Annotated in this window: 20 protein-coding genes; 6 read left to right on the top strand and 14 right to left on the bottom strand. The window is 61.2% G+C overall.

Features of this window, described 5'->3' with window-relative positions:
* The first annotated feature begins 133 nt into the window (after window positions 1–133).
* Window positions 134–592: a carboxymuconolactone decarboxylase family protein gene (locus tag AC25BC_RS25045; protein WP_128438769.1), complete on the top strand. Its 459-nt coding sequence runs from the start codon at window positions 134–136 to the stop codon at window positions 590–592.
* Between the two features lie 20 nt (window positions 593–612).
* Here the strand turns inward: AC25BC_RS25045 and AC25BC_RS25040 are convergent, their stop codons facing one another.
* The 3 genes from AC25BC_RS25040 to AC25BC_RS25030 are packed head-to-tail and all read right to left on the bottom strand — an operon-like array spanning window position 613 to window position 3,771.
* On the bottom strand, window positions 613–1,818 hold the full coding sequence (locus AC25BC_RS25040; protein WP_128438770.1) for a thiolase family protein: 1,206 nt from the start codon (window positions 1,816–1,818) through the stop codon (window positions 613–615).
* On the bottom strand, window positions 1,796–3,325 hold the full coding sequence (locus AC25BC_RS25035) for a class I adenylate-forming enzyme family protein (protein WP_128438771.1): 1,530 nt from the start codon (window positions 3,323–3,325) through the stop codon (window positions 1,796–1,798). The genes AC25BC_RS25040 and AC25BC_RS25035 overlap by 23 nt, the downstream gene beginning before the upstream one ends.
* A 29-nt stretch (window positions 3,326–3,354) precedes the next feature.
* Entirely contained in the window at window positions 3,355–3,771 is a 417-nt protein-coding gene (locus tag AC25BC_RS25030) for an acyl-CoA thioesterase (protein ID WP_003562313.1), read from the bottom strand.
* Between the two features lie 52 nt (window positions 3,772–3,823).
* Here AC25BC_RS25030 and AC25BC_RS25025 point away from each other — a divergent pair, with 52 nt between their 5' ends.
* The gene (locus AC25BC_RS25025) at window positions 3,824–4,792 is read left to right on the top strand and encodes a zinc-dependent alcohol dehydrogenase family protein (RefSeq protein ID WP_128438772.1); all 969 of its coding nucleotides are present in this window, start codon (window positions 3,824–3,826) and stop codon (window positions 4,790–4,792) included.
* A 12-nt stretch (window positions 4,793–4,804) separates the two neighbouring features.
* Here AC25BC_RS25025 and AC25BC_RS25020 read toward each other — a convergent pair whose 3' ends face one another.
* Window positions 4,805–5,176, bottom strand: coding sequence for a winged helix-turn-helix transcriptional regulator (locus tag AC25BC_RS25020; RefSeq protein WP_041935756.1), 372 nt, complete (start codon window positions 5,174–5,176; stop codon window positions 4,805–4,807).
* A gap of 133 nt (window positions 5,177–5,309) precedes the next feature.
* On the opposite strand from AC25BC_RS25020, the gene AC25BC_RS25015 reads away from it, so the two are divergent.
* On the top strand, window positions 5,310–5,777 hold the full coding sequence (locus AC25BC_RS25015; RefSeq protein WP_012755208.1) for a nuclear transport factor 2 family protein: 468 nt from the start codon (window positions 5,310–5,312) through the stop codon (window positions 5,775–5,777).
* Here AC25BC_RS25015 and AC25BC_RS25010 read toward each other — a convergent pair.
* Together AC25BC_RS25010 and AC25BC_RS25005 are read right to left on the bottom strand one after the other, a co-directional pair.
* Complete coding sequence (locus AC25BC_RS25010; RefSeq protein WP_244432268.1) at window positions 5,695–6,060, bottom strand: response regulator; 366 nt, start codon at window positions 6,058–6,060, stop codon at window positions 5,695–5,697. The two genes, AC25BC_RS25015 and AC25BC_RS25010, sit on opposite strands and share 83 nt — an antisense overlap.
* 68 nt (window positions 6,061–6,128) lie before the next feature.
* Window positions 6,129–6,527 carry an ATP-binding protein gene (locus tag AC25BC_RS25005; RefSeq protein WP_244432274.1) on the bottom strand — a complete coding sequence of 133 codons (399 nt, stop codon included), beginning with the start codon at window positions 6,525–6,527 and terminating at the stop codon, window positions 6,129–6,131.
* 125 nt (window positions 6,528–6,652) lie between these two features.
* Here AC25BC_RS25005 and AC25BC_RS25000 point away from each other — a divergent pair, with 125 nt between their 5' ends.
* Window positions 6,653–7,210: a DUF3299 domain-containing protein gene (locus tag AC25BC_RS25000; protein ID WP_128438773.1), complete on the top strand. Its 558-nt coding sequence runs from the start codon at window positions 6,653–6,655 to the stop codon at window positions 7,208–7,210.
* Between the two features lie 348 nt (window positions 7,211–7,558).
* On the opposite strand, the gene katG is transcribed toward AC25BC_RS25000, so the two are convergent.
* Window positions 7,559–9,748: a catalase/peroxidase HPI gene (gene katG / locus AC25BC_RS24995; protein ID WP_128438775.1), complete on the bottom strand. Its 2,190-nt coding sequence runs from the start codon at window positions 9,746–9,748 to the stop codon at window positions 7,559–7,561.
* Between the two features lie 143 nt (window positions 9,749–9,891).
* Here katG and AC25BC_RS24990 point away from each other — a divergent pair, with 143 nt between their 5' ends.
* On the top strand, window positions 9,892–10,806 hold the full coding sequence (locus AC25BC_RS24990) for a hydrogen peroxide-inducible genes activator (RefSeq protein ID WP_128438776.1): 915 nt from the start codon (window positions 9,892–9,894) through the stop codon (window positions 10,804–10,806).
* A 21-nt stretch (window positions 10,807–10,827) separates the two neighbouring features.
* Here the strand turns inward: AC25BC_RS24990 and panB are convergent, their stop codons facing one another.
* Together panB and panC are read right to left on the bottom strand one after the other, a co-directional pair.
* Complete coding sequence (gene panB, locus AC25BC_RS24985; protein WP_128438777.1) at window positions 10,828–11,649, bottom strand: 3-methyl-2-oxobutanoate hydroxymethyltransferase; 822 nt, start codon at window positions 11,647–11,649, stop codon at window positions 10,828–10,830.
* Window positions 11,646–12,575, bottom strand: a complete 930-nt coding sequence (gene panC, locus AC25BC_RS24980; protein ID WP_128438778.1) for a pantoate--beta-alanine ligase — start codon at window positions 12,573–12,575, stop codon at window positions 11,646–11,648. Before panC ends, panB begins: the two co-directional genes overlap by 4 nt.
* A gap of 278 nt (window positions 12,576–12,853) precedes the next feature.
* On the opposite strand from panC, the gene AC25BC_RS24975 reads away from it, so the two are divergent.
* Entirely contained in the window at window positions 12,854–13,327 is a 474-nt protein-coding gene (locus AC25BC_RS24975) for a ProQ/FINO family protein (protein ID WP_012755202.1), read from the top strand.
* Window positions 13,328–13,442: 115 nt separating this feature from the next.
* Here AC25BC_RS24975 and AC25BC_RS24970 read toward each other — a convergent pair whose 3' ends face one another.
* Genes AC25BC_RS24970 through AC25BC_RS24950 form a run of 5 tightly spaced genes read right to left on the bottom strand, consistent with a single transcriptional unit; the run spans window position 13,443 to window position 18,486 of the window.
* Window positions 13,443–14,504, bottom strand: a complete 1,062-nt coding sequence (locus AC25BC_RS24970; protein ID WP_012755201.1) for an ABC transporter ATP-binding protein — start codon at window positions 14,502–14,504, stop codon at window positions 13,443–13,445.
* 22 nt (window positions 14,505–14,526) lie between these two features.
* Entirely contained in the window at window positions 14,527–15,381 is an 855-nt protein-coding gene (locus tag AC25BC_RS24965; protein ID WP_012755200.1) for a sugar phosphate isomerase/epimerase family protein, read from the bottom strand.
* Between the two features lie 59 nt (window positions 15,382–15,440).
* Complete coding sequence (locus tag AC25BC_RS24960; protein ID WP_003562326.1) at window positions 15,441–16,679, bottom strand: ROK family transcriptional regulator; 1,239 nt, start codon at window positions 16,677–16,679, stop codon at window positions 15,441–15,443.
* A 38-nt stretch (window positions 16,680–16,717) separates the two neighbouring features.
* Window positions 16,718–17,560 carry a carbohydrate ABC transporter permease gene (locus AC25BC_RS24955; RefSeq protein WP_128438779.1) on the bottom strand — a complete coding sequence of 281 codons (843 nt, stop codon included), beginning with the start codon at window positions 17,558–17,560 and terminating at the stop codon, window positions 16,718–16,720.
* Complete coding sequence (locus tag AC25BC_RS24950; RefSeq protein ID WP_017996078.1) at window positions 17,557–18,486, bottom strand: carbohydrate ABC transporter permease; 930 nt, start codon at window positions 18,484–18,486, stop codon at window positions 17,557–17,559. Before AC25BC_RS24950 ends, AC25BC_RS24955 begins: the two co-directional genes overlap by 4 nt.
* Between the last annotated feature and the right edge of the window lie 7 nt (window positions 18,487–18,493).

Below are 18,493 nucleotides of genomic sequence, written 5' to 3'. Positions count from 1 at the left end.
TGGAGGAACATCACGTCGACAGGCATCGGCCTGACCTACCCTTGGGGCAGATGGCCGACCCGGAAAGCAAGGCGTATTCACTGGCCTGCAAGCCGAGGCTTGCGTCATCAATCCTCTCACAATGGAGATAAGAATGATCAAGCGTTTGAACTTCATGGCCCATAGAAGCAGCGGCATCGACGGCCTCGTGGCCGTTGAAGGCTGGATTGCGAAAAGCTTCGATCCGAAATTGCTCGAACTCGTCAAAGTCCGCGTTTCCCAGATGAATGGATGCGCTCACTGCCTGCACATGCACCGCCACGACGCGCTGAAGCTCGGGGAAACGGATGATCGGCTGCTGCTTTTGAACGCGTGGCCGGAGTCGCAGCTCTTCACCACTCGGGAGCGGGCCGCGCTTGCCTGGGCTGAGGCTCTCACTCAGATCGCGAAAAGCCATGCGCCGGATGATGTTTATGAAGAGGCGCACGCCAACTTCTCGGATGACGAGTTCGTGGCCCTTTCGATCGGTGTTGCGATGATCAACGCCTGGAACAGGCTGGCGATCGCCTTTCGGCTTCAGCATCCGGCCGATCACAAACGCGCCGCCGCCTGACGGTCTGCGCCTTCGCCGGGTCAGGAAAGCTGAGTAGCCTCGAACATGGCGGTCAGCCCGATACCTCCGCCGATGCCGATCATGGCCAAGGCAGTGGCGCCGGGCGCCCCGACTTCCCCGGTGTTGCGGATCAGCTGGCTGTACAGCCTGGTAACAAGGATTGCGCCGGAGGCCCCGAACGGATGGCCCAAGGCAATTGCTCCGCCGTTCCTGTTGATCGTGTCGGCCGGAATATCGAGCTGATCCAGCGATGCCAGAACCTGGGCCGCGAAGGCCTCGTTGAATTCGATGGCATCGATGTCGGAGAGCGAAAGCCCGGGCTGACGCTTCAATAGCTTCCTGGTCGAAGCGACCGGCCCGATGCCGAGCAGATTCGGATCCACACCGGCAGCAGCGCTGTCGATGAAGGCGAGGCCCTTTTCGACGCCCATGCTCCTTGCCATCCCGCGGCTCATGACCAGCACCAGGCAGGCGCCGTCGTTCAGCGGGCAGGCATTGCCTGCTGTGACCGATCCATCGGCCAGGAAGACCGGCCGGAGGTTTGCGAGCGCCTCAAGAGAGGTGGAGGCGCGTGGGCATTCGTCCCGTTCGATCGGCCCGTGGCCGGTGGAAATCTCGACGATCTCGGGGCGAAAGATGCCTGCCTCGGCCGCCGCTACGGCGAGCCTATGGCTGCGCAGGGCGAATTCATCCTGTCTCTGGCGCGATATGCCGAACTGACGCGCGACGTTCTCGGCGGCAATTCCCATTTCCGGATCGCCGATCGTTTCAGGCGAAAACCGGGCGCGCCCGTAAAATCGCGGCGGCATCCCGTTCGCCTTTGGTCTTTCGACGCGCCATGGCGCGGTGCTGACGCTCTCGACGCCGCCAGCGAGAAAACACGCGCCGGCTTTCGCCTGGATCAAGCGGGCCGCCATGATGATCGCTTCCAGGCCCGAGCCGCATTGCCGGTCGATCGCAACACCCGGAACCGACATGGGCAGACCTGCTGTGAGCGCTGCCAGCCGCGCGATGTTTCCACCGCCGCCGGCGGCATTGCCCACCAGAACGTCGTCTATCGTGTCGGGTGCAATTCCCGTTTCCAAAAGGATCCGATGCATGATCGGCGCAAGCAAGTCTTCCGCCGCGACAGTCGCAAGCGATCCGAAAGCCCTACCGATCGGCGACCGGTAGGCGGCAACCACGACTGGCTGCCAATCCTCGTCAGGCTGAAAGGCGTAGGACAAGATTGTCTCCAGAAACCACGGCCCGCTCCACTTGCCCCCTCGAGATCTTCCCGCTGCTCGTCATCGGCCAGGACCTTATATGGTAGAATTGCTTGGGGATCTTGTACTTCCCGAGTATCTGCGCGCAATGATCGGCCAGGATTTTCGGGTCTATCGTCTCTCCCGAGACGACGGCGACGATCCGCTGGCCGAAATAGGCGTCCGGCAGCCCGAAGACAACGGCATCCTCTACGCCGGGGCAGGCTTTGAGCGCGCTCTCGACTTCGGCGGGATAAACGTTGTTGCCGCCTGATATCATCATGCCGCCGGCCCTGCCGATCACCCGCAGCATGCCATCGGCATCGAGTTCGCCGAGATCTCCGACCGTCGCTCCGGCTTCTGTGACCCGGAAAGCCTGACCGTCGTCGCCCCAAAGATATCCATCCGCGATCAGGTCGCTGTCAACGAATATGGTTCCCGCCACATCGGTCCCAACGTCGTTTTCATCGGGGTCGCGAATGGAAATTCCCACGCCGGGATAGGCTTGTCCGACCCGGTCGATCGGAAAATCGATCTCGCTCCCGACAAGGGTCGAGACGGTCATGAATCCAATCTCGGATGCCCCGTAATATTCCCGGATACGGGCCTTCGGAAACAGTCGGCGCATGGACTCGACCCCGTTCCTGTCAAGCTTTGCGCCGGCGGTCAGGACGTCGCGCAAGGAGGTCAGAGCGGGTTTGCCCGTCCATGCCCTTGCAATGCCGGCTATATGTGTCGGCACGGCGACCAGCCGTTCGACGTGCCAGAAGGAGAGGGTGCGTGCGACCGCGACAGGGTCCCATTTCCGGACTGAATGGAAGGTTGCCCCGGCATCAAGAGCTTCGACCAGCGCATAAAGCGCCAGGCCATGAGCCAAGGCTCCCGGGCACATTGTCGACGGCGCATCTTCGAGCTCGAAAACGACGCGTCCCCGATCGAGGCTCCGGCGCCACTGCTCGCGTGAGCGATAATAGGCCTTCGGCTCAGCGGTGGTCCCTGACGTGAAGCCGATCAGAAAGATCTTGTCAGTATCGGCCGGCAGCTCGGCTTCACCTTCCGCCGCGGCGAACTCGAAAGCCTGCGCTCCGGCAGCCACCACAGGAATGCCGAGTCTTCGGGCAATTTCAGCACTCGGCCCGACATCGTCGTCGACAAACAGAACGTCAGGCGCCAGCCGCTCGATAATGCGTCCGATCCTTTCCGCCGGCATCATCGGGTCGATGACCGCGCAGGCATTCGGGAAAGCGGTGGCCGCCGCAAAATATCCGGCAAAGCCGATATGGTTGCCAAGGCTGAGAGCGGCAAGCTTCTCCACACCGGGCAGATCGAGCATGCGGCGGTTCGAGCGAGGGAGATCCTGGAGAAACCGATAAATTGCCTTGGCGCGCATATAGAGCTCGCCATAGCTGAGCGAATGCCCGTCGATCACCAGCGCCGGCTTGTCCGGTGTCTCCGTTGCATGTCGAAGAAGCTGCGCATGGATCGGCATGGACACCCGCGGGTTTGAACGATCGGCAATCAGCCGGGAGACAGAGCGGCTCTGGTCGCATCGGGAATCGGCGTCGGGCGGCTGTCGGAAAGGCCGACGCAGACCCAGACGAATTGCGCCGATGCGCAATGGGCGCCATCGCGCTGGCGAAAGAGTTCTATGGCAAAGGACAGGCTCGTGCGCCCGATCTTCTCCACGTCCACCTTTGCCTCGACGACATCGTCGAGATCAATCGGGCTGTGAAAGGTGATCTCCGCCTTCTTCACGTGATAGGCAACGCCCGAGGAGGTGTGACGAAAATGGCTGAGAATTTGCCGTTGCCGCAGAAACTCGACGACCGCATCCTCGCAATAATCGAGATAACGGGAGTTGTGGACATGACCATAGATGTCGATGTCTCGCATCGAGACCCGGAACGATGCTAAAGGCCTGTCGTCAACGCTCATTCGATCACCGAAATTCGACGGGCTGATCTAACCGCAGTGTGTGGGGGATGCAATGCAATATCAGGCGGTCGTGCGAAAATTCGGCCCGGCTCAGGATGTCGTCGAGCTCGAGCAGGCTGCGCTGCCGCCGCTGGCGCGCGACCAGGTGAGGGTGCGCCTGCTGGCGCGGGCGATCAATCCGTCCGATATCATCACCATCTCGGGAGCCTATAGCGGACGCACGACATTGCCTTTCGTTCCCGGCTTCGAAGCGTTCGGCGTGGTCGAACAATGCGGTGAAGAGGTTCATGGGCTTTCGCCGGGAACACGCGTGCTGCCGGTGCGTAGCGCCGGCGGCTGGCAGGAATTCAAGGATACCGATCCCGGCTGGTGCCTGCGTGTTCCTGACGAGCTCACCGACTTCGAAGCTGCGACGAGCTACGTCAATCCGATGACGGCCTGGTTGATGCTGCATGCCAAGATCGGGCTGAGGCCGGGCATGCGCATCGCTATCAATGCCGCCGCCTCTTCGATCGGAGCGATATTGATCGGTCTCGCCAACGCCGCAGGCGTGGAGCCGGTCGCCATCGTCCGTAGCGAGGGATCGCTTGAGCGCCTGCGCGGCCGGGTCGAGGCTATCATCATCGATAGAGAGGAAAACGATCTGGTTGCCGGGCTTGCCGGCCGACACGGGCTAGACGCGGTGCTCGATTGCGTCGGAGGAGCGCGCGCCACAATCCTCGCCGATGCGCTGCGGGCGGGCGGACGCTTCTTGCACTACGGTCTGCTCTCTGGGCAGAGCATCCCGAACTCATTCTGGGCGACCCATCCCGATATTTCCTTTTCCTATGTTCACCTCCGGGAATGGGTTCATTCCGAAGCTATGGACGACGTGCAGCACGCCTATTCCAAGGTCGCGGCGCACATCGTTTCGAAGGTCATCGAGACCGAGATCCGGGAGGTGTTTCCTTTGGAAAGTGTCCGGCAAGCCCTGCAGTCCGCTCTTCCCTTCCGAACGGGCGGCAAGGTTCTGCTCGCCTGACGAACGCGGTCATTAGGCGTTATCGTGTCGTTGCCGCGCGCTAGTGATTGCCGGGTGGTTCTGCTCGGCCCATCCGATCAGGGTTTTCATGGGGATGAGGAAGGATTGCCCGAGTTCCGTCAGCTCATATTCCACGCGAGGCGGGACCTGCGGATAGACGGTGCGCCGCACGAAGCCGTCCTGCTCCAGATGCCTCAACGTCTTGGAGAGCATCTGCTTCGAGATGTCTCCGATTTCGCGCAGCAACTCGTTGAAGCGTTTCTTTCCGTCTTCCAGTGCCTCGAGGGTCAGCAGGCTCCATTGATCGCCGATACGATCGAGCACACCTCTGATCGGGCATCCTGCCACGGGCTGTTGTTTCGGCTCGTCCGTTTCCTTGAGCATGCTTACCTCGGTCATCGTCGGCTGACCTCGCCACCAAAATCTGCCTTCTTGCTCGGCATGTCGAGGTTTCATAAACCAGCTCTCATAGTCTGCTTTCTAGACTAGATCGCGACCATACCAAGGAGCTTGATGCATGACATTCGGGAAATCGCTTTTTGCACTCGTCATTTTGGCAGGCGTCGCCGCGCCGGCCGGCGCTTTTGCTGAATCGGCCTCGCGGGATTTGAAGGTCGAGGAAGCCAACCGGAAGCTGGTGGTGGAGTTCTACGACCGGTTCTTCAACAAGCACGATATCGCGGCTGCCGCCGTCGTCGCCGACGACTACCGGCAGCACAATCCTCATGTTCCCGACGGAAAGAAGCCTTTGATTTCCTTCTTCAGCGGCTTCTTCAAGGACAATGCCCAGTCGCGGGCCGAGATCGTCCGCAGCGCCGCCGATGGCGATCTGGTCTGGTTGCATGTGCGCGCGACCAACGGCGCAGACGATCCTGGCCAGGCGATCGTCGATATTTTCCGCGTCAAGGACGGCAAGATCGTCGAGCACTGGGACGTGATCCAGGCCGTTCCGAATGAGGCGGCAAACAAGAATACGATGTTCTGAGTTGGGTGGTGCCGGCTTCCGAGCTGGCCCGATTATCGGCGCTGCACGCTCGGTTCCCCGTCTTTCTCGTTGCGGCGTCCAGAACGGGCATCATCAGATCGAGAAGAACGAGATCGACAGGATGTTCGCGAAAGAGCCGCAAGGCCTCGCGCGGCTCGGTGGTGCTGATCAGCGCCGTAAAACCTTCGCGTTTGAGAATGCGCTCCAGCAGCGAGACATTGGGGGGCTCGTCGTCGACGATCAGGATCGTCGATCGGCGCACGATATCGGTGGAATCTGTCATGGACCCGATATTTCGTTGAAGCGATGCCGAACTGATATCAAGCCGCGCGGCCAAATCAAAGGCGATGCCTACGGCGGGCTTCCATCGCAACCGGTCTTGCCTCCACCACTGCAGGCGCGCGCAAGATCGACGTGGAAAGTGGCGCCGCCTTCCCCGTTGCTGAAGCCGAGCGTTCCGCCCATGGCGTCGATCAGATGTTTCGACAGCCCGAGCCCGAGACCGGTTCGATCCTGGCTGATCCGTTCCGCTCCCAGCCGATCGAACGGGGTGAAAAGCCGGGCGACGCGTTTGGCCGGAATCCGGGACCGGTATCGCTGACCTCGATACGGATACGGCCGCCATCCATCGCGCGGTGGCTGACGGTTACCCTTCCCTGGGGGCGATTGCTTGGCGCTGCGGTCACTTTCTTGCCGAACAGCAGCAGGACGGGCTCGAATATGACGAAAGAGAGGGCATGCACGGCACACCCTCTCCCTGTTCTGCGCAAGCCCTGAGTAGTCCGCGCCGGAAGCTTTGACGGCCGAGCGGGATCGGGAGTAGCATCCATACGACAGCGGCAAGGTGGTCAAGCGGCCGGTCCCGTGGAGATGCAATGATGAAGCACAAACCTTTCCTCTTGACGTTCGCGGCGCTGGCAATTGGTGTCGCGTGTCCAATTTGTGACGCCGTCGCTGCAGCTCAGCCTATTTTCTGGAACGCTTTACGGCCGGCCGATCAGCCCAAGGAGACAGTTCCGCTGTCGGGCAAGGCGGTGAGCAGCCCACAGGGCGAAACACTCGCCTGGCATGAAGAGGAGCATCCGATCGAATTGACGGGCTTCGTTCTGCCGATCGACCAGGATGGCGATCTTGTTTACGAATTCATGCTGGTGCCTTGGTCCGGAGCCTGCAGTCACATGCCGTCCCCTCCGCCCAACCAACTGGTTCGTGTCGTTCCCGAAGAGCCTTTGCATCTGGCAAGAATGTACGAGACCGTCACCGTGACGGCTAACCTGCGGCCCGGCCTGGATCAGGCGCAATTCTTCATGATCGACGGTGACCGCGTCCTCACCTACGGCTACAGCATAAGCCATGCCCAGGTAGCGACGGCAACGGCGACGACTGATCCCGATCTGCTGTCACTTTCGCCTTTCGGCATTCTGCCTCGCTAAAAGCCCAGAGACGGTGTCGCGATCGGGGCACACTCCTCATTCCCTTCCTCGGGTCAAGCCCTGGGCTTGCCCCGAGGGACTTCACGGGAATCCAGCCACCGCGCGTCTGCGCGGTGAATGAACCTTATCAAAGCAAGAAGTCTCCCGCGCCCAATGACTTGGACGCGCTGGATCCCTGTGACATCACTCGGGCAAAGCACTGAGGGCACAGGGATGACGGAGGAGGGGTAGTCGCCGCCCAATCGAGCATCAGGCGTGCCGAGAACTGGACGGTCGGGCGGTAGGTCCGGTCTCCGATGAAAAAATGCCCGGGCGCAGCCGAAACTTGCCCGGGCGAAATGCCGTCGATCAGACGAGATCGAAACGATCGGCGTTCATGACTTTGGTCCAGGCCGCGACGAAGTCCCTCACGAACTTCTCCTTGGTATCGGCCTGGCCGTAGACTTCGGCAAAGGCGCGAAGCTGCGAGTGCGAGCCGAAGATCAGGTCGACGCGGGTGCCGGTCCACTTGGCGGCGCCAGTCTTGCGGTCGCGGCCTTCATAGACGCCTTCCTTGCCGGCGAGGGGAACCCACTGCGTGCCCATGTCGAGCAGGTTGACGAAGAAGTCGTTCGTCAACGTCTCGGGACGCGAAGTGAAGACGCCTTGCGCGGGCGCGCCGGCCTTCAGCACACGCAGGCCGCCGACGAGAACGGTCATTTCAGGTCCGGTCAGCGTCAGCAACTGGGCGCGGTCGACGAGCGCTTCTTCCGGCTTCATGAACTGATGGCGCTTGCCATTCACGTAGTTGCGGAAGCCGTCGATTCGCGGCTCGAGCGCTGCGAAGGATTGCGCGTCCGTCTGTGCGTCGGAGGCATCCGTGCGGCCCGGCGTGAAGGGCACGCTGACAGCGTTGCCGCCCGCTGCCGCCGCCTTTTCGACGCCGGCTGCACCGGCGAGAACGATCAGGTCGGCGAGCGAGATCTTCTTGGCCCCGGTCTGAACTGCGTTGAAGTCCCTCTGGATGCCTTCGAGAACGCCGATGACTTTGGCGAGCTGGGCTGGCTGGTTGGCGTCCCAGTCTTTCTGCGGGGCAAGGCGGATGCGCGCGCCGTTGGCGCCGCCACGCTTGTCGGAGCCGCGGAAGGTCGAGGCCGACGCCCAGGCGGTCGAGACGAGTTCCTGCACCGTGAGGCCGGTGGCGAGAACCTTTTCCTTCAGGTCGGCAATGTCCTTGTCGTCGACAAGCGGGTGGTCGACGGCCGGGATCACATCCTGCCAGATCAGGTCTTCGGCCGGAACTTCCGGGCCGAGGTAGCGCACCTTCGGTCCCATGTCGCGGTGGGTCAGCTTGAACCAGGCGCGGGCGAAAGCGTCGGCGAACTGGTCGGGATTTTCGAGGAAGCGGCGCGAAATCTTCTCGTAAACAGGATCGAAACGCAGCGCGAGGTCGCTGGTCAGCATGGTCGGCAGGTGCCTCTTCGAGGCGTCGTAGGCATCCGGAATGGAGGCTTCAGCGTTCTTGGCCTGCCACTGATGCGCGCCGCCCGGGCTCTTGGTCAGCTCCCATTCGAAAGCGAACAGGTTTTCGAAGAAGTAGTTGCTCCACTGGGTCGGCGTCTGGGTCCAGGTCACTTCGAGGCCGCTGCCGATGGCATCGCGACCGACGCCGGTGTTAAACTTGCTGGTCCAGCCCAGACCCTGAGCTTCGAGCTCGCCGCCTTCCGGGTCGACACCGACAAACGACGGATCGCCAGCGCCATGGGTCTTGCCGAAGGTATGCCCGCCGGCGATCAGCGCCACGGTTTCTTCGTCGTTCATCGCCATACGGGCGAAGGTTTCGCGGATGTCGCGGGCGGATGCCAGCGGATCCGGGGTGCCGTTCGGGCCTTCCGGGTTGACATAGATAAGGCCCATCTGCACGGCGCCAAGCGGCTCTGCCAGTTCGCGTTCGCCACTGTAGCGTTCGTCACCCAGCCAGGTTCCCTCAGGACCCCAGTAAAGTTCTTCCGGCTCCCAGACGTCGGCGCGGCCGCCGGCGAAACCGAAGGTCTTGAAACCCATGGATTCGAGCGCGACGTTGCCGGTGAGGATCAACAGGTCAGCCCAGGAGATGCGGTTGCCGTATTTCTGCTTGATAGGCCACAGCAGGCGGCGAGCCTTGTCGAGGTTCACGTTGTCCGGCCAGCTGTTGAGTGGCGCAAAACGCTGCTGGCCAGCCCCGGCGCCGCCGCGGCCATCGGTGATGCGGTATGTGCCGGCGCTGTGCCAGGCCATGCGGATGAACAGGCCGCCATAGTGACCGAAATCGGCCGGCCACCAATCCTGCGAATCCGTCATCAACGCGTGAAGATCCTTCTTCAGGCCGTCGAGATCGAGCTTCTTGAACTCCTCCGCATAGTCGAAGGCTTGGCCGAGCGGGTCGGCGCGGCCGGAATTGTGGTGAAGAATCTGCACGTTCAACTGGTCTGGCCACCAGTCGCGGTTGGATCGGCTGCTGCGAGGCGTATTGCCGTGTGGCACAGGACATTTGCCTGCGCTGTCAGTGGGGTTGTCCATGATCGTCTCCTTCATTGCTTGATCTCTCTGCGCGTAAAAAAGATGAGCCGAGCTGGCGCCCCACTCTCCCCTTGCAGTCTTCATATCGGAAGCATGTAATAAATTTAAGTTGGATTTACTGATCGTTGCGATAAGTTGAACTTATGAAGAACCTTACCCTGAAACAGCTACGTTATTTTGAAGCACTGGCTAGAGATGGCCGCTTCCGACGTGCCGCCGACGCCTGTGCGATCTCCCAGCCGGCATTGTCAATGCAGATCAAAGAACTTGAGCAAGAGTTGGGCGGTGAGCTTTTTGAGCGCAACGCGCGTGAGGTGAAGCTGACCGCCTTCGGCCAAAGCGTCGCACTCAGGATCCGCGATATCCTGCGTGGCGTCGACGAACTGGCGGATCTGGCGCGTGCCGCGCGCGATCCTTTCCTGACGCGGCTGCGCATCGGCATCATCCCGACGATTGCGCCCTATCTGCTGCCAGCGATCATCAACGATCTGAACAGGAGCTTTGCCGGCATCCAGATCGAGGTGCGCGAGACGCAGACGTCGAAGCTGGTTCACGAGCTGGCGCAAGGCCAGCTGGACACGGCAATCGTTGCCTTGCCGGTATCCGAGCCCTCGCTGACCGAGCTCGAGCTCTTCCAGGAAGAATTCGTGCTGGTCCGGCGGCCCGAAGACGAGGGCAAGCCGGTGCCCGAACGCGAGGCGCTGCGCGAAATGCGGTTGCTGCTGCTTGAGGAAGGCCATTGCTTTCGCGATCAGGCCTTGTCGTTCTGCAAGATAGGGCCGGCCCGCCCCCGGGAGGTCATGGAAGGCAGCTCTTTATCCACCCTGGTTCAGATGGTCAGCGCCGGTATCGGCATCACCTTGATTCCCGAGATGGCCGTTCCCCTCGAAACGCGCTCGGCGCACGTCTCGATCTCCCGTTTTCAGTCTCCGCAGCCGTCGCGAACGATCGGCATGATCTGGCGCAATTCGACACCGATGGCCAATCAGCTCCAGCAGGTTTCCGAGGCGGTGCGCCGGTCGGCCGACAGCATGCGCGAACAGTATATCGCGCGGTGATGGAGCTCACATCGCCTCGTCTCAGGATCGCCGTTTGAACGTATGCTCCGCTGCCGGAAACTGTCGCGACCGGACCTCTTCGGCATAAGCGGCGGCGGCGGCCGAAATCCTCTTGCCGAGTTCGTCGTAGCGCTTGACGAAGCGCGGGGTGAAATCGTTGAAGAGACCCAGAATGTCGTCGGAAACCAGAACCTGACCGTCGCAGGCGGAAGAAGCGCCGATACCGATGGTCGGGACGTGCATGGCGGCCGTCACCTCGCGGGCGAGCGGCTCCACCGTGCCCTCGATGACGACGGCAAAGGCGCCCGAGCCGCCGATGGCGTGGGCGTCACGGCGGATCTTCGACGTCTCGTGTTCGGAATGGCCGACGGACCGATAACCGCCTGCAGTCTGAACCTGCTGCGGCATCAGGCCTATATGGCCCATGACCGGGATCCCCCGCTTGGTCAGAAAGGCGATGGTCTCGGCCATCTCCTCGCCCCCTTCCAGCTTGACCGCATCGCAGCCGGTTTCCCGCAGGATGCGCACTGCGTTGCGGAAGGCGATCTCCTTCGATTCCTGATAACTGCCGAACGGCATGTCGACGACGACGCAGGCCTTGCCGACGCCGCGCATCACCGCCTTGCCGTGTGCGATCATCATATTGAGCGTGACGCCGATGGTGCTTTCCATGCCGTAGAGCACCATGCCGAGCGAATCCCCGACCAGCAGCAGGTCGCAATGCTCATCGAGCAGCCGCGCCATGGGCGTCGTATAGGCGGTCAGGCAGACGATCGGCTTGCCGCCCTTCATAGCTGAGATGCGCACTGGTGTAAGGCGCTTCTGAATTCCGGCCGCGCTCATCGGGTCACTCCCTTTCCCGGCAAGCTCCGCCCGCCGACAACCCTGTTGCTCCCGATCACTCGGTTGTCGCCAACAACTCGGTTGTCACTGACGACCCTGTTGTCGAGAAGCCGTGTCGAGCCGACCCGAACGAAAAGCGCCACGACGACACGCTCTGCGATCGACGCGACCGGCTGTAGCGTCGAGGCATCCCTGACGGCGACGACCTCGGGCCTTGCCAGAGGCTCGCGGCTAAGAAACGCCGTGAGCTTTGCCTCGAGTTCCACCGGATCGGTCAAGCCGTCGGCGACCAGGCGCTCGGCCTCGTCAAGGGTCTGAGGGACGATCACCGCGGCACGCCGCTCCGCCTCGCTGAGATAGACGTTGCGCGACGACCATGCGAGGCCGTCGCTATCCCTGACCGTCGGCACCGATATCACGCGCACCGGCAAGGCCAGATCGTCCACCATGCGCTTGATGATGACGACCTGCTGGTAATCCTTCTCTCCGAAATAGGCGGTCTGCGGCTGCACAATGTTGAAAAGCTTGCAGACGACTGTGGCGACGCCGGCAAAATGCCCCGGCCGCAGCGCTCCTTCGAGTTCGCGCCCGAGATCGGGAACGTCGACGACAGCAAGCATCGGGCGGGGATACATGTCCTCGACGCCAGGTGAAAAAAGGAAATTGACGCCGGCTTGCCTCAGCATGGCGGCGTCGCGTTCCAGATCGCGTGGATATTTGCTGAGATCTTCCGCCGGGCCGAACTGCAGCGGATTGACGAAAATCGAGACGACGACGATGTCGTTCTCGGCGCGAGCGCGCGAGACCAGCTCCATATGACCGGCATGGAGAAAGCCCATCGTCGGAACAAGGCCGACGGTCCGCCCCTGCCGCTTCAGCGCATCGAGCGTGTGGCGCAGCTCGTCAATGCTCGAGAAAACCCGCATATATCCTCCCTGGGCCGGTCACTCCATCTTGGGCGCGGATAAGAAGTGTAATCGATGCGGCAGGTCAATGCATATTCCGTGATAAAAACGATTAGATGAAACGCCAACCGATGACACCGGACCATATCGGCCCCGGGGGAGCGGCTTTTTGCCACCAGGCTCCTGTTCCGCGTCTCACCTGCTTGCAGTGGAACCGACGATGTGCGACTTCCGTTGCTCGCCCCTGTCCGTCAAGATACCATCACAGTCGGTCGCTATGGACGTAACATGGAGGACGCATGGACAAGCCCTGGAAGATCAGCCGCGGACCGATTGCGGCAACCGAGCTCGACGTGGAGAAGGCAAACGCGATCAACACGCTGTTGATCCGGCCGGTTGGCGTCCTTCCTGCCAAGGCGGGAGATCCGGTCCTGCCTTTTGCCGTCGGCCTTTTCAACGAACTCCGCCCGCTCCTGAAGCCCGATGCCGGCGTCACGACGCTCAGGCGGGCGACCGCGGCCTACGTCCACGGCCGGCGCTACTATTTCGCCAGCGCCCAGCCGGATTCCATGCGCCATGACCTTGACGGTGAACCCGTCGAACCACTGTCGCCCGAAGACCGGCTGGTCGCGCAAAACCGCTTCCTGAGCCTCAAGCAGGCTACCGGCAAAGCCGACGCGCCCGAGCAGACAGCACCGGTTCCCGCTCCGCTGTTGAGCAAAAGCGAACAGATCCGCGCAGCCCTCCTCGGCAAAAGGAACGCCGTCAGCTAGAGCCGGCTGACGGCTTTCTCATAGCAGTGTTCTATAGCGTTTCCATTTGGGGTCGGGGGCGCGGAAAACGCGCCCCCGGCTGGCGCCGGCCGAAGGGGAGGGGCAATCGGCCGGGTCAGTTCAACGGGGCTTCGCCTGATGTGATCCGCTGCTCGTTTCCGGCAAACAGGTGAACCGCATCATGGATTGGTGCAATCCTCAGCACCTCGCCGGGGGCGGCCCTGATCCGTTCCCTGAAGACACAGGTCAGCGTCTGCGTCCCCAGCCGGACGATGACGAGCGTTTCCGAACCCGTGGGCTCGACGACCACCGTCGTTACCTCGATGCCGCCTGGGTCCAACCGGATATGTTCGGGGCGAATGCCGTAGATCGCGGCATCTGCCGGACGGCGCTCACTCGGCAGGAGTAGGCCGTCGGCGGTTCGAAACCCATCTTCCGTCATGTTGCCGCTGATGAAATTCATCGCCGGGGAGCCGATGAAGCCGGCGACGAAAAGGTTGTTCGGACGATCGTACAATTCCAACGGAGAACCCGACTGCTCGATCAGCCCGTCCTTCATGACGACGATCTTGTCGGCCATGGTCATGGCTTCGATCTGGTCGTGGGTGACATAGATGGTGGTCGTCTGCAGCCGTTGATGCAATTCCTTGATCTCCGAGCGCATCTGCACCCTGAGCTTGGCGTCGAGGTTCGACAGGGGTTCATCGAAGAGGAAGACGGCCGGGTCGCGCACGATTGCCCGCCCCATCGCCACACGCTGTCTCTGGCCGCCCGACAGTTGCTTGGGGTATCTCTCCAATAGACTTTCGAGACCGAGGATCTTCGCGGCGTTGCCGACCCGCTGATCGATCTCCGTGCGCGGCATTCGTTTCAGCCGCAACGAAAACCCCATGTTCTTGGCAACGGTCATGTGCGGATAGAGCGCATAATTCTGGAACACCATCGCGATGTCCCGATCCTTGGGGGCAAGCTCGTTGACGATATGCTTGCCGATCTGGATCTGCCCCGAGGTGATACCCTCGAGGCCCGCGATCATTCTCAGAAGCGTGGATTTGCCACAGCCGGAGGGACCGACCAGAACGACGAACTCGCCGTCGCCGATATCGACCGAGACGCCTTTTATGGCTTTGAACGCGCCGTAATCCTTGCGCGCATTGTTGACCGAAACATGGGCCATTGCCGTCCTCCCGAAATCGCTGTCAAAGTCCGCTCAGGACATTTCTCAAATAATCAAGACCGAGGCGCTCGCCGTCTTTGCGGGCGGCTAAGTCCCTGCCCGGCCAGCCATAGGCGGCATCCTCGTGTTCGATCGACAACGTGCCGTCGAAACCACCCCCGCGGGCCTGGCGCAGGAACCTCGGCCAATCGATGAGGCCGAGCCCTGGCAGCTTGTATTGCCACCAGCCCTTGCCGTGATAGCCGACAGCCTGCAGGCTCTCCTTATCGATTGCCGTGTCCTTGGCATGAAGAATGGCGATGCGATCTTTCACGGCCTCCATCGCCTGATAGGGATCGACGCCAATGCGAATGAGGTGCGAGGGATCGAATTCCAGGCCGAAGCGCGGGTCCCTGATCCGCTGAAAAAGCTCCTGCCATCCTTTGGGTGTCGTTCCGATGAAATTATCCTTCGGACCCGGCCAGTTCTCGATTGCGAAGGTGAGGCCATAGGACTGTGTCTTGGCGATCAGCCCGTTGGCGAAATCGGCGAAGTCATCATAATTGGCTTCGTCGCTTGCCGTGTCGTCCCGGCCCGGGAAGATCACGAAGATCGGGACGCCCGCTTCACCGATCGCGCCGGCAAATTCGGCAGTCCTTTCGCGAAGTGCCTCGCGTTTTACGCGGTCAGCATCGAGCTGATTGCCGAAATAGGTGATCGACGACACGAAGAGGTTGCGGCTGCGTGCGAGCGCGACGGCGGCCTCCACGCGATCCGGCGTCTTGATATGGCCGCCGACATCGATTTCGATGGCGTCGAAACCGGCCGATGCGGCGAAATCCACCACTTCCTCGAAGGGGCGATCGTTGAATGTCGAAGTGTAAAAGCCGATCTTCACCAAAATCCTCCCATCTTCACCAAAATCTTCACTATAATCCGTAGGCCTTGCCGGCCGTTTCAACTGTTCAGGCGATCCATGTTCTTGAGTGGCGAACGTGTGCGTTGCGCAGCGTCCGCCGATGCGAGCATGAGGGCTGCTGCCATCGGCATGACCGCCGCCCCCATGGCCGAGGCATCCTCTCCGAGCGAGGCGCGATGAAGCGAGGGCAGGTTGGTGTCCTCGGCATCGAGATGCTCGTGCACATAGCGCAGCAATTCGTCGACGATGCGGATCGGCAATCGGCCGCCGACCAGGACGGCGTCGGGGTCGACGACCATGCCGATATGCTTGACGGCGACAGCCAGATGCGCGCTCATTTCCTTCAGCCACTGCGACACGAGGCGCTTGCCGTGCGCATCCAGCGTCAGGAGATCGTGGGGAACACTCACCTCGACGCCGTGTTTCGCAAGGAAATCATAGAGGAAGAACAGCGAGAATATCTCGCCGAGAAGCTGGACCTTATGGGCCTTCCCGTCCCCGCCATCGGCAATCGGCAGCCAGCCAATTTCGCCGCTGAGGCCCATGGCGCCACGATGACCGTTGCCGTCGAGCACGAGCCCGCCACCCGGGCATGGATTGATGGCGATGTAGAAGAAGCTGCTGCTTTCAGCACCCAGTCCATAATCGAGTTCGGCAAGGGCTGCGGCATTCGCTTCGTTTTCGATGAAGACGGGATGCTGCGTCAGGTTCTCAAGCGCGGCGCGCACGTCGAATGCTGTCCATTCCTGATAGGCCTTGGGCTTGCCGAGAAGCGAAATCTCGCCAAGCCAATCCGGCATCGCCAGACCGATGCCGGCGAGGCGCGCGTCGTCGATGAGCCGGCTGCGCTGGAAATGCGAAATCGCATCGGCCGTGAGCTGCAGGAATTCCGCCGGCAGAATGAAGCGTTTCTCGTGATGCACGCGGGCGCGGACGTTGCCGACGGCATCGACGGCCAGGATCGTCAGATGGTCGCGATCGATGTTGATGCCGATGGCAAAGCAGGCATCCGGATTGATTTCGAGTTCAATCGCCGGCTGACCTCTCAGCCCATGCCGCCGGCGGGCCTCCATGATCAGGCCCTCATCGAGGAGACGATCGACGATCCGGGCGATCGCCGGTTTGGTAAAACCCGTCCGCCTGGCGATTTCGGCGCGCGAAATCGGCGCCTGGCGATGAATACAGCGCAGAACGATAGCCCTGTTGTGCTCACCTGCATCTTCGACATTGGCGCCGGTCAGATCCGGGGACAGCCTGGCGCCGAGTGTCTGGTTCATGCCCGAAATCCTTCCTTGCGCATAGCCTGAACCGCTCGTCATCCCTTGACCGCGCCGCTGGTCATCGCACCGAGGATCAGCCGCTGGAGCGACAGGAAGGCGACGATCGCCGGAACGACCGCGATCAGGCAGGCGGCGGCAAGCAGTTGGATGGACGAGTCGGTTTGCATGCCGCGGAAGTTAAAGATCCCGACGCCGATCGGCATCAGATCATTTTTCGTGAGCAACAGAAAAGGCACCAGAAATTGCGACCAACCGGCAATCACAGTGATGATGAAGACAGAGGCGATGCCCGGCGCCGACAGTGGCAGAATGATGCGCCAGAAGACCGAAAATCGATTGCAGCCATCGATCATCGCCGCTTCGTCGAGGCTGCGCGGGATGCCGTCGACCGAACTTTTCAGAAGCCAGGTCGCCAGCGGAACGCCAAGCGCGATATAGACCATGACGACGGCAAAATGCGTATCCAGCAGGCCGAGGCGGTTCATGTAGCGGTAGAGCGGCACCATGATGACAAGCGGCGAGATCATCTGGAAAAGCAGCAGCCCCATCATCGACAGGCCCTTGCCCCGGAAATGAAAGCGGGAAAAAGCGTAAGCCGCGGGCAGTGCGACGATCAGGACGCCCAGTCCGCTAAGGGCGGCAAGCTTGAGGCCGTTCCAGAGATAGATCGGAAAGTAGCTGTTGTTCAAAACGGTGATGAAATTGTCGATGGTGGGATTGTTTGGAATATATCGCGCCGCGCCGCGATAGATCTCGCGCTTGTCACGCATCGCCATCGACAGGAGATAGGTGAGGGGGCCAGCGAAGAACACGAACATTACCAGCATGAACAGATAACTCATGGCATCGCCGAGCCGCGTTCCGGTCCGTCCGTTCATTGCTCTTCCTCCTTCGGCAGGAACGACGCATAGATAAAGGCGAGCCCGAGGCTGATGATCAGCATGAGCACGGAGAGCACGCTGCCGCCGGACAGGTCGTAGTTTCTAAAGACGATATTGAAGACGTAGAGTGAGATGACCTCGGTCGCGCGCCCCGGACCGCCGCCTGTCAGCGTGATGATCGCATCGAAGGTATTCACCGTCTGGATCGTAATGAGGATCATGTTGACGAGGATTGCCGCGCGCAGTTGCGGAAGCGTGACGAAGAAAAACTGCTGCGATGCCGTTGCGCCGTCGACCTCCGCCGCTTCATAGAGCGAGGGATCGATCGACTTCAGCGCCGCATACATGACGACCATCGAAAATGCTGTGCCGCGCCATATGTTGGAGATGAGGGTGGACCACGGTGCGATTGCGGGGTCCGAGAGCCAGGCGACAACAGGCATGTGCATCAACCTGAGAATGCTGTTCAGCGCGCCATAAGGCGCTTCGGAAAAGAGCATCTGCCAGATGATGCCGCCGGCAATTCCGGGAACAACCCAGGCAACAAGCGCCGTCGTCCTCAAAATGGTGGTGCCGAACAGGCCGCGTTTTTCACCGCGGATGACCACGACGGCGACCGCAAGACCTAAAATCTGCTGGCCGATGACGCTGCCGCCGACGAAGATCAGGGTCGCCCATAAAATGTCGGGCAGCTGCGGCGAGCTCAACGCATTGGTGATCGACCCCAGCGTATAATCCTGATTGTCGCCGATCAGCGTCGCATTGGTGAATGAAAGCCTGAATACATCGATGACGGGATAAAGATAGAAGATGCCGATGACGATGATCACGGGCATGATCCAGGGCAGGGGCGCACCGGCGAAACGGCGCATGAACGATCTGCTTTGAGGCGGGCTGTCAACCTCGATGGCGATGGGGCTCATTGGGCCT

This window comes from Rhizobium sp. WSM409 (assembly GCF_057653825.1).
Note: the sequence above shows the minus strand (reverse complement) of the source record. Positions and strands in the feature narration are given on the sequence as shown.

What these genes read in the sequence shown, in the direction of transcription:
- AC25BC_RS25025 (WP_128438772.1), top strand. Translation starts at nt 3,824, where the DNA reads ATGCAATATCAGGCGGTCGTGCGAAAATTCGGCCCGGCTCAGGATGTC.
- AC25BC_RS24955 (WP_128438779.1), bottom strand. Translation starts at nt 17,560, where the DNA reads ATGAACGGACGGACCGGAACGCGGCTCGGCGATGCCATGAGTTATCTG.
- katG (WP_128438775.1), bottom strand. Translation starts at nt 9,748, where the DNA reads ATGGACAACCCCACTGACAGCGCAGGCAAATGTCCTGTGCCACACGGC.
- AC25BC_RS25035 (WP_128438771.1), bottom strand. Translation starts at nt 3,325, where the DNA reads ATGCCGATCCATGCGCAGCTTCTTCGACATGCAACGGAGACACCGGAC.
- panC (WP_128438778.1), bottom strand. Translation starts at nt 12,575, where the DNA reads ATGCGGGTTTTCTCGAGCATTGACGAGCTGCGCCACACGCTCGATGCG.
- AC25BC_RS24960 (WP_003562326.1), bottom strand. Translation starts at nt 16,679, where the DNA reads ATGAACCAGACACTCGGCGCCAGGCTGTCCCCGGATCTGACCGGCGCC.
- panB (WP_128438777.1), bottom strand. Translation starts at nt 11,649, where the DNA reads ATGAGCGCGGCCGGAATTCAGAAGCGCCTTACACCAGTGCGCATCTCA.
- AC25BC_RS25020 (WP_041935756.1), bottom strand. Translation starts at nt 5,176, where the DNA reads ATGCTCAAGGAAACGGACGAGCCGAAACAACAGCCCGTGGCAGGATGC.
- AC25BC_RS25010 (WP_244432268.1), bottom strand. Translation starts at nt 6,060, where the DNA reads ATGACAGATTCCACCGATATCGTGCGCCGATCGACGATCCTGATCGTC.
- AC25BC_RS24950 (WP_017996078.1), bottom strand. Translation starts at nt 18,486, where the DNA reads ATGAGCCCCATCGCCATCGAGGTTGACAGCCCGCCTCAAAGCAGATCG.
- AC25BC_RS25045 (WP_128438769.1), top strand. Translation starts at nt 134, where the DNA reads ATGATCAAGCGTTTGAACTTCATGGCCCATAGAAGCAGCGGCATCGAC.
- AC25BC_RS25000 (WP_128438773.1), top strand. Translation starts at nt 6,653, where the DNA reads ATGATGAAGCACAAACCTTTCCTCTTGACGTTCGCGGCGCTGGCAATT.
- AC25BC_RS24990 (WP_128438776.1), top strand. Translation starts at nt 9,892, where the DNA reads ATGAAGAACCTTACCCTGAAACAGCTACGTTATTTTGAAGCACTGGCT.
- AC25BC_RS24975 (WP_012755202.1), top strand. Translation starts at nt 12,854, where the DNA reads ATGGACAAGCCCTGGAAGATCAGCCGCGGACCGATTGCGGCAACCGAG.
- AC25BC_RS25030 (WP_003562313.1), bottom strand. Translation starts at nt 3,771, where the DNA reads ATGAGCGTTGACGACAGGCCTTTAGCATCGTTCCGGGTCTCGATGCGA.
- AC25BC_RS25015 (WP_012755208.1), top strand. Translation starts at nt 5,310, where the DNA reads ATGACATTCGGGAAATCGCTTTTTGCACTCGTCATTTTGGCAGGCGTC.
- AC25BC_RS24970 (WP_012755201.1), bottom strand. Translation starts at nt 14,504, where the DNA reads ATGGCCCATGTTTCGGTCAACAATGCGCGCAAGGATTACGGCGCGTTC.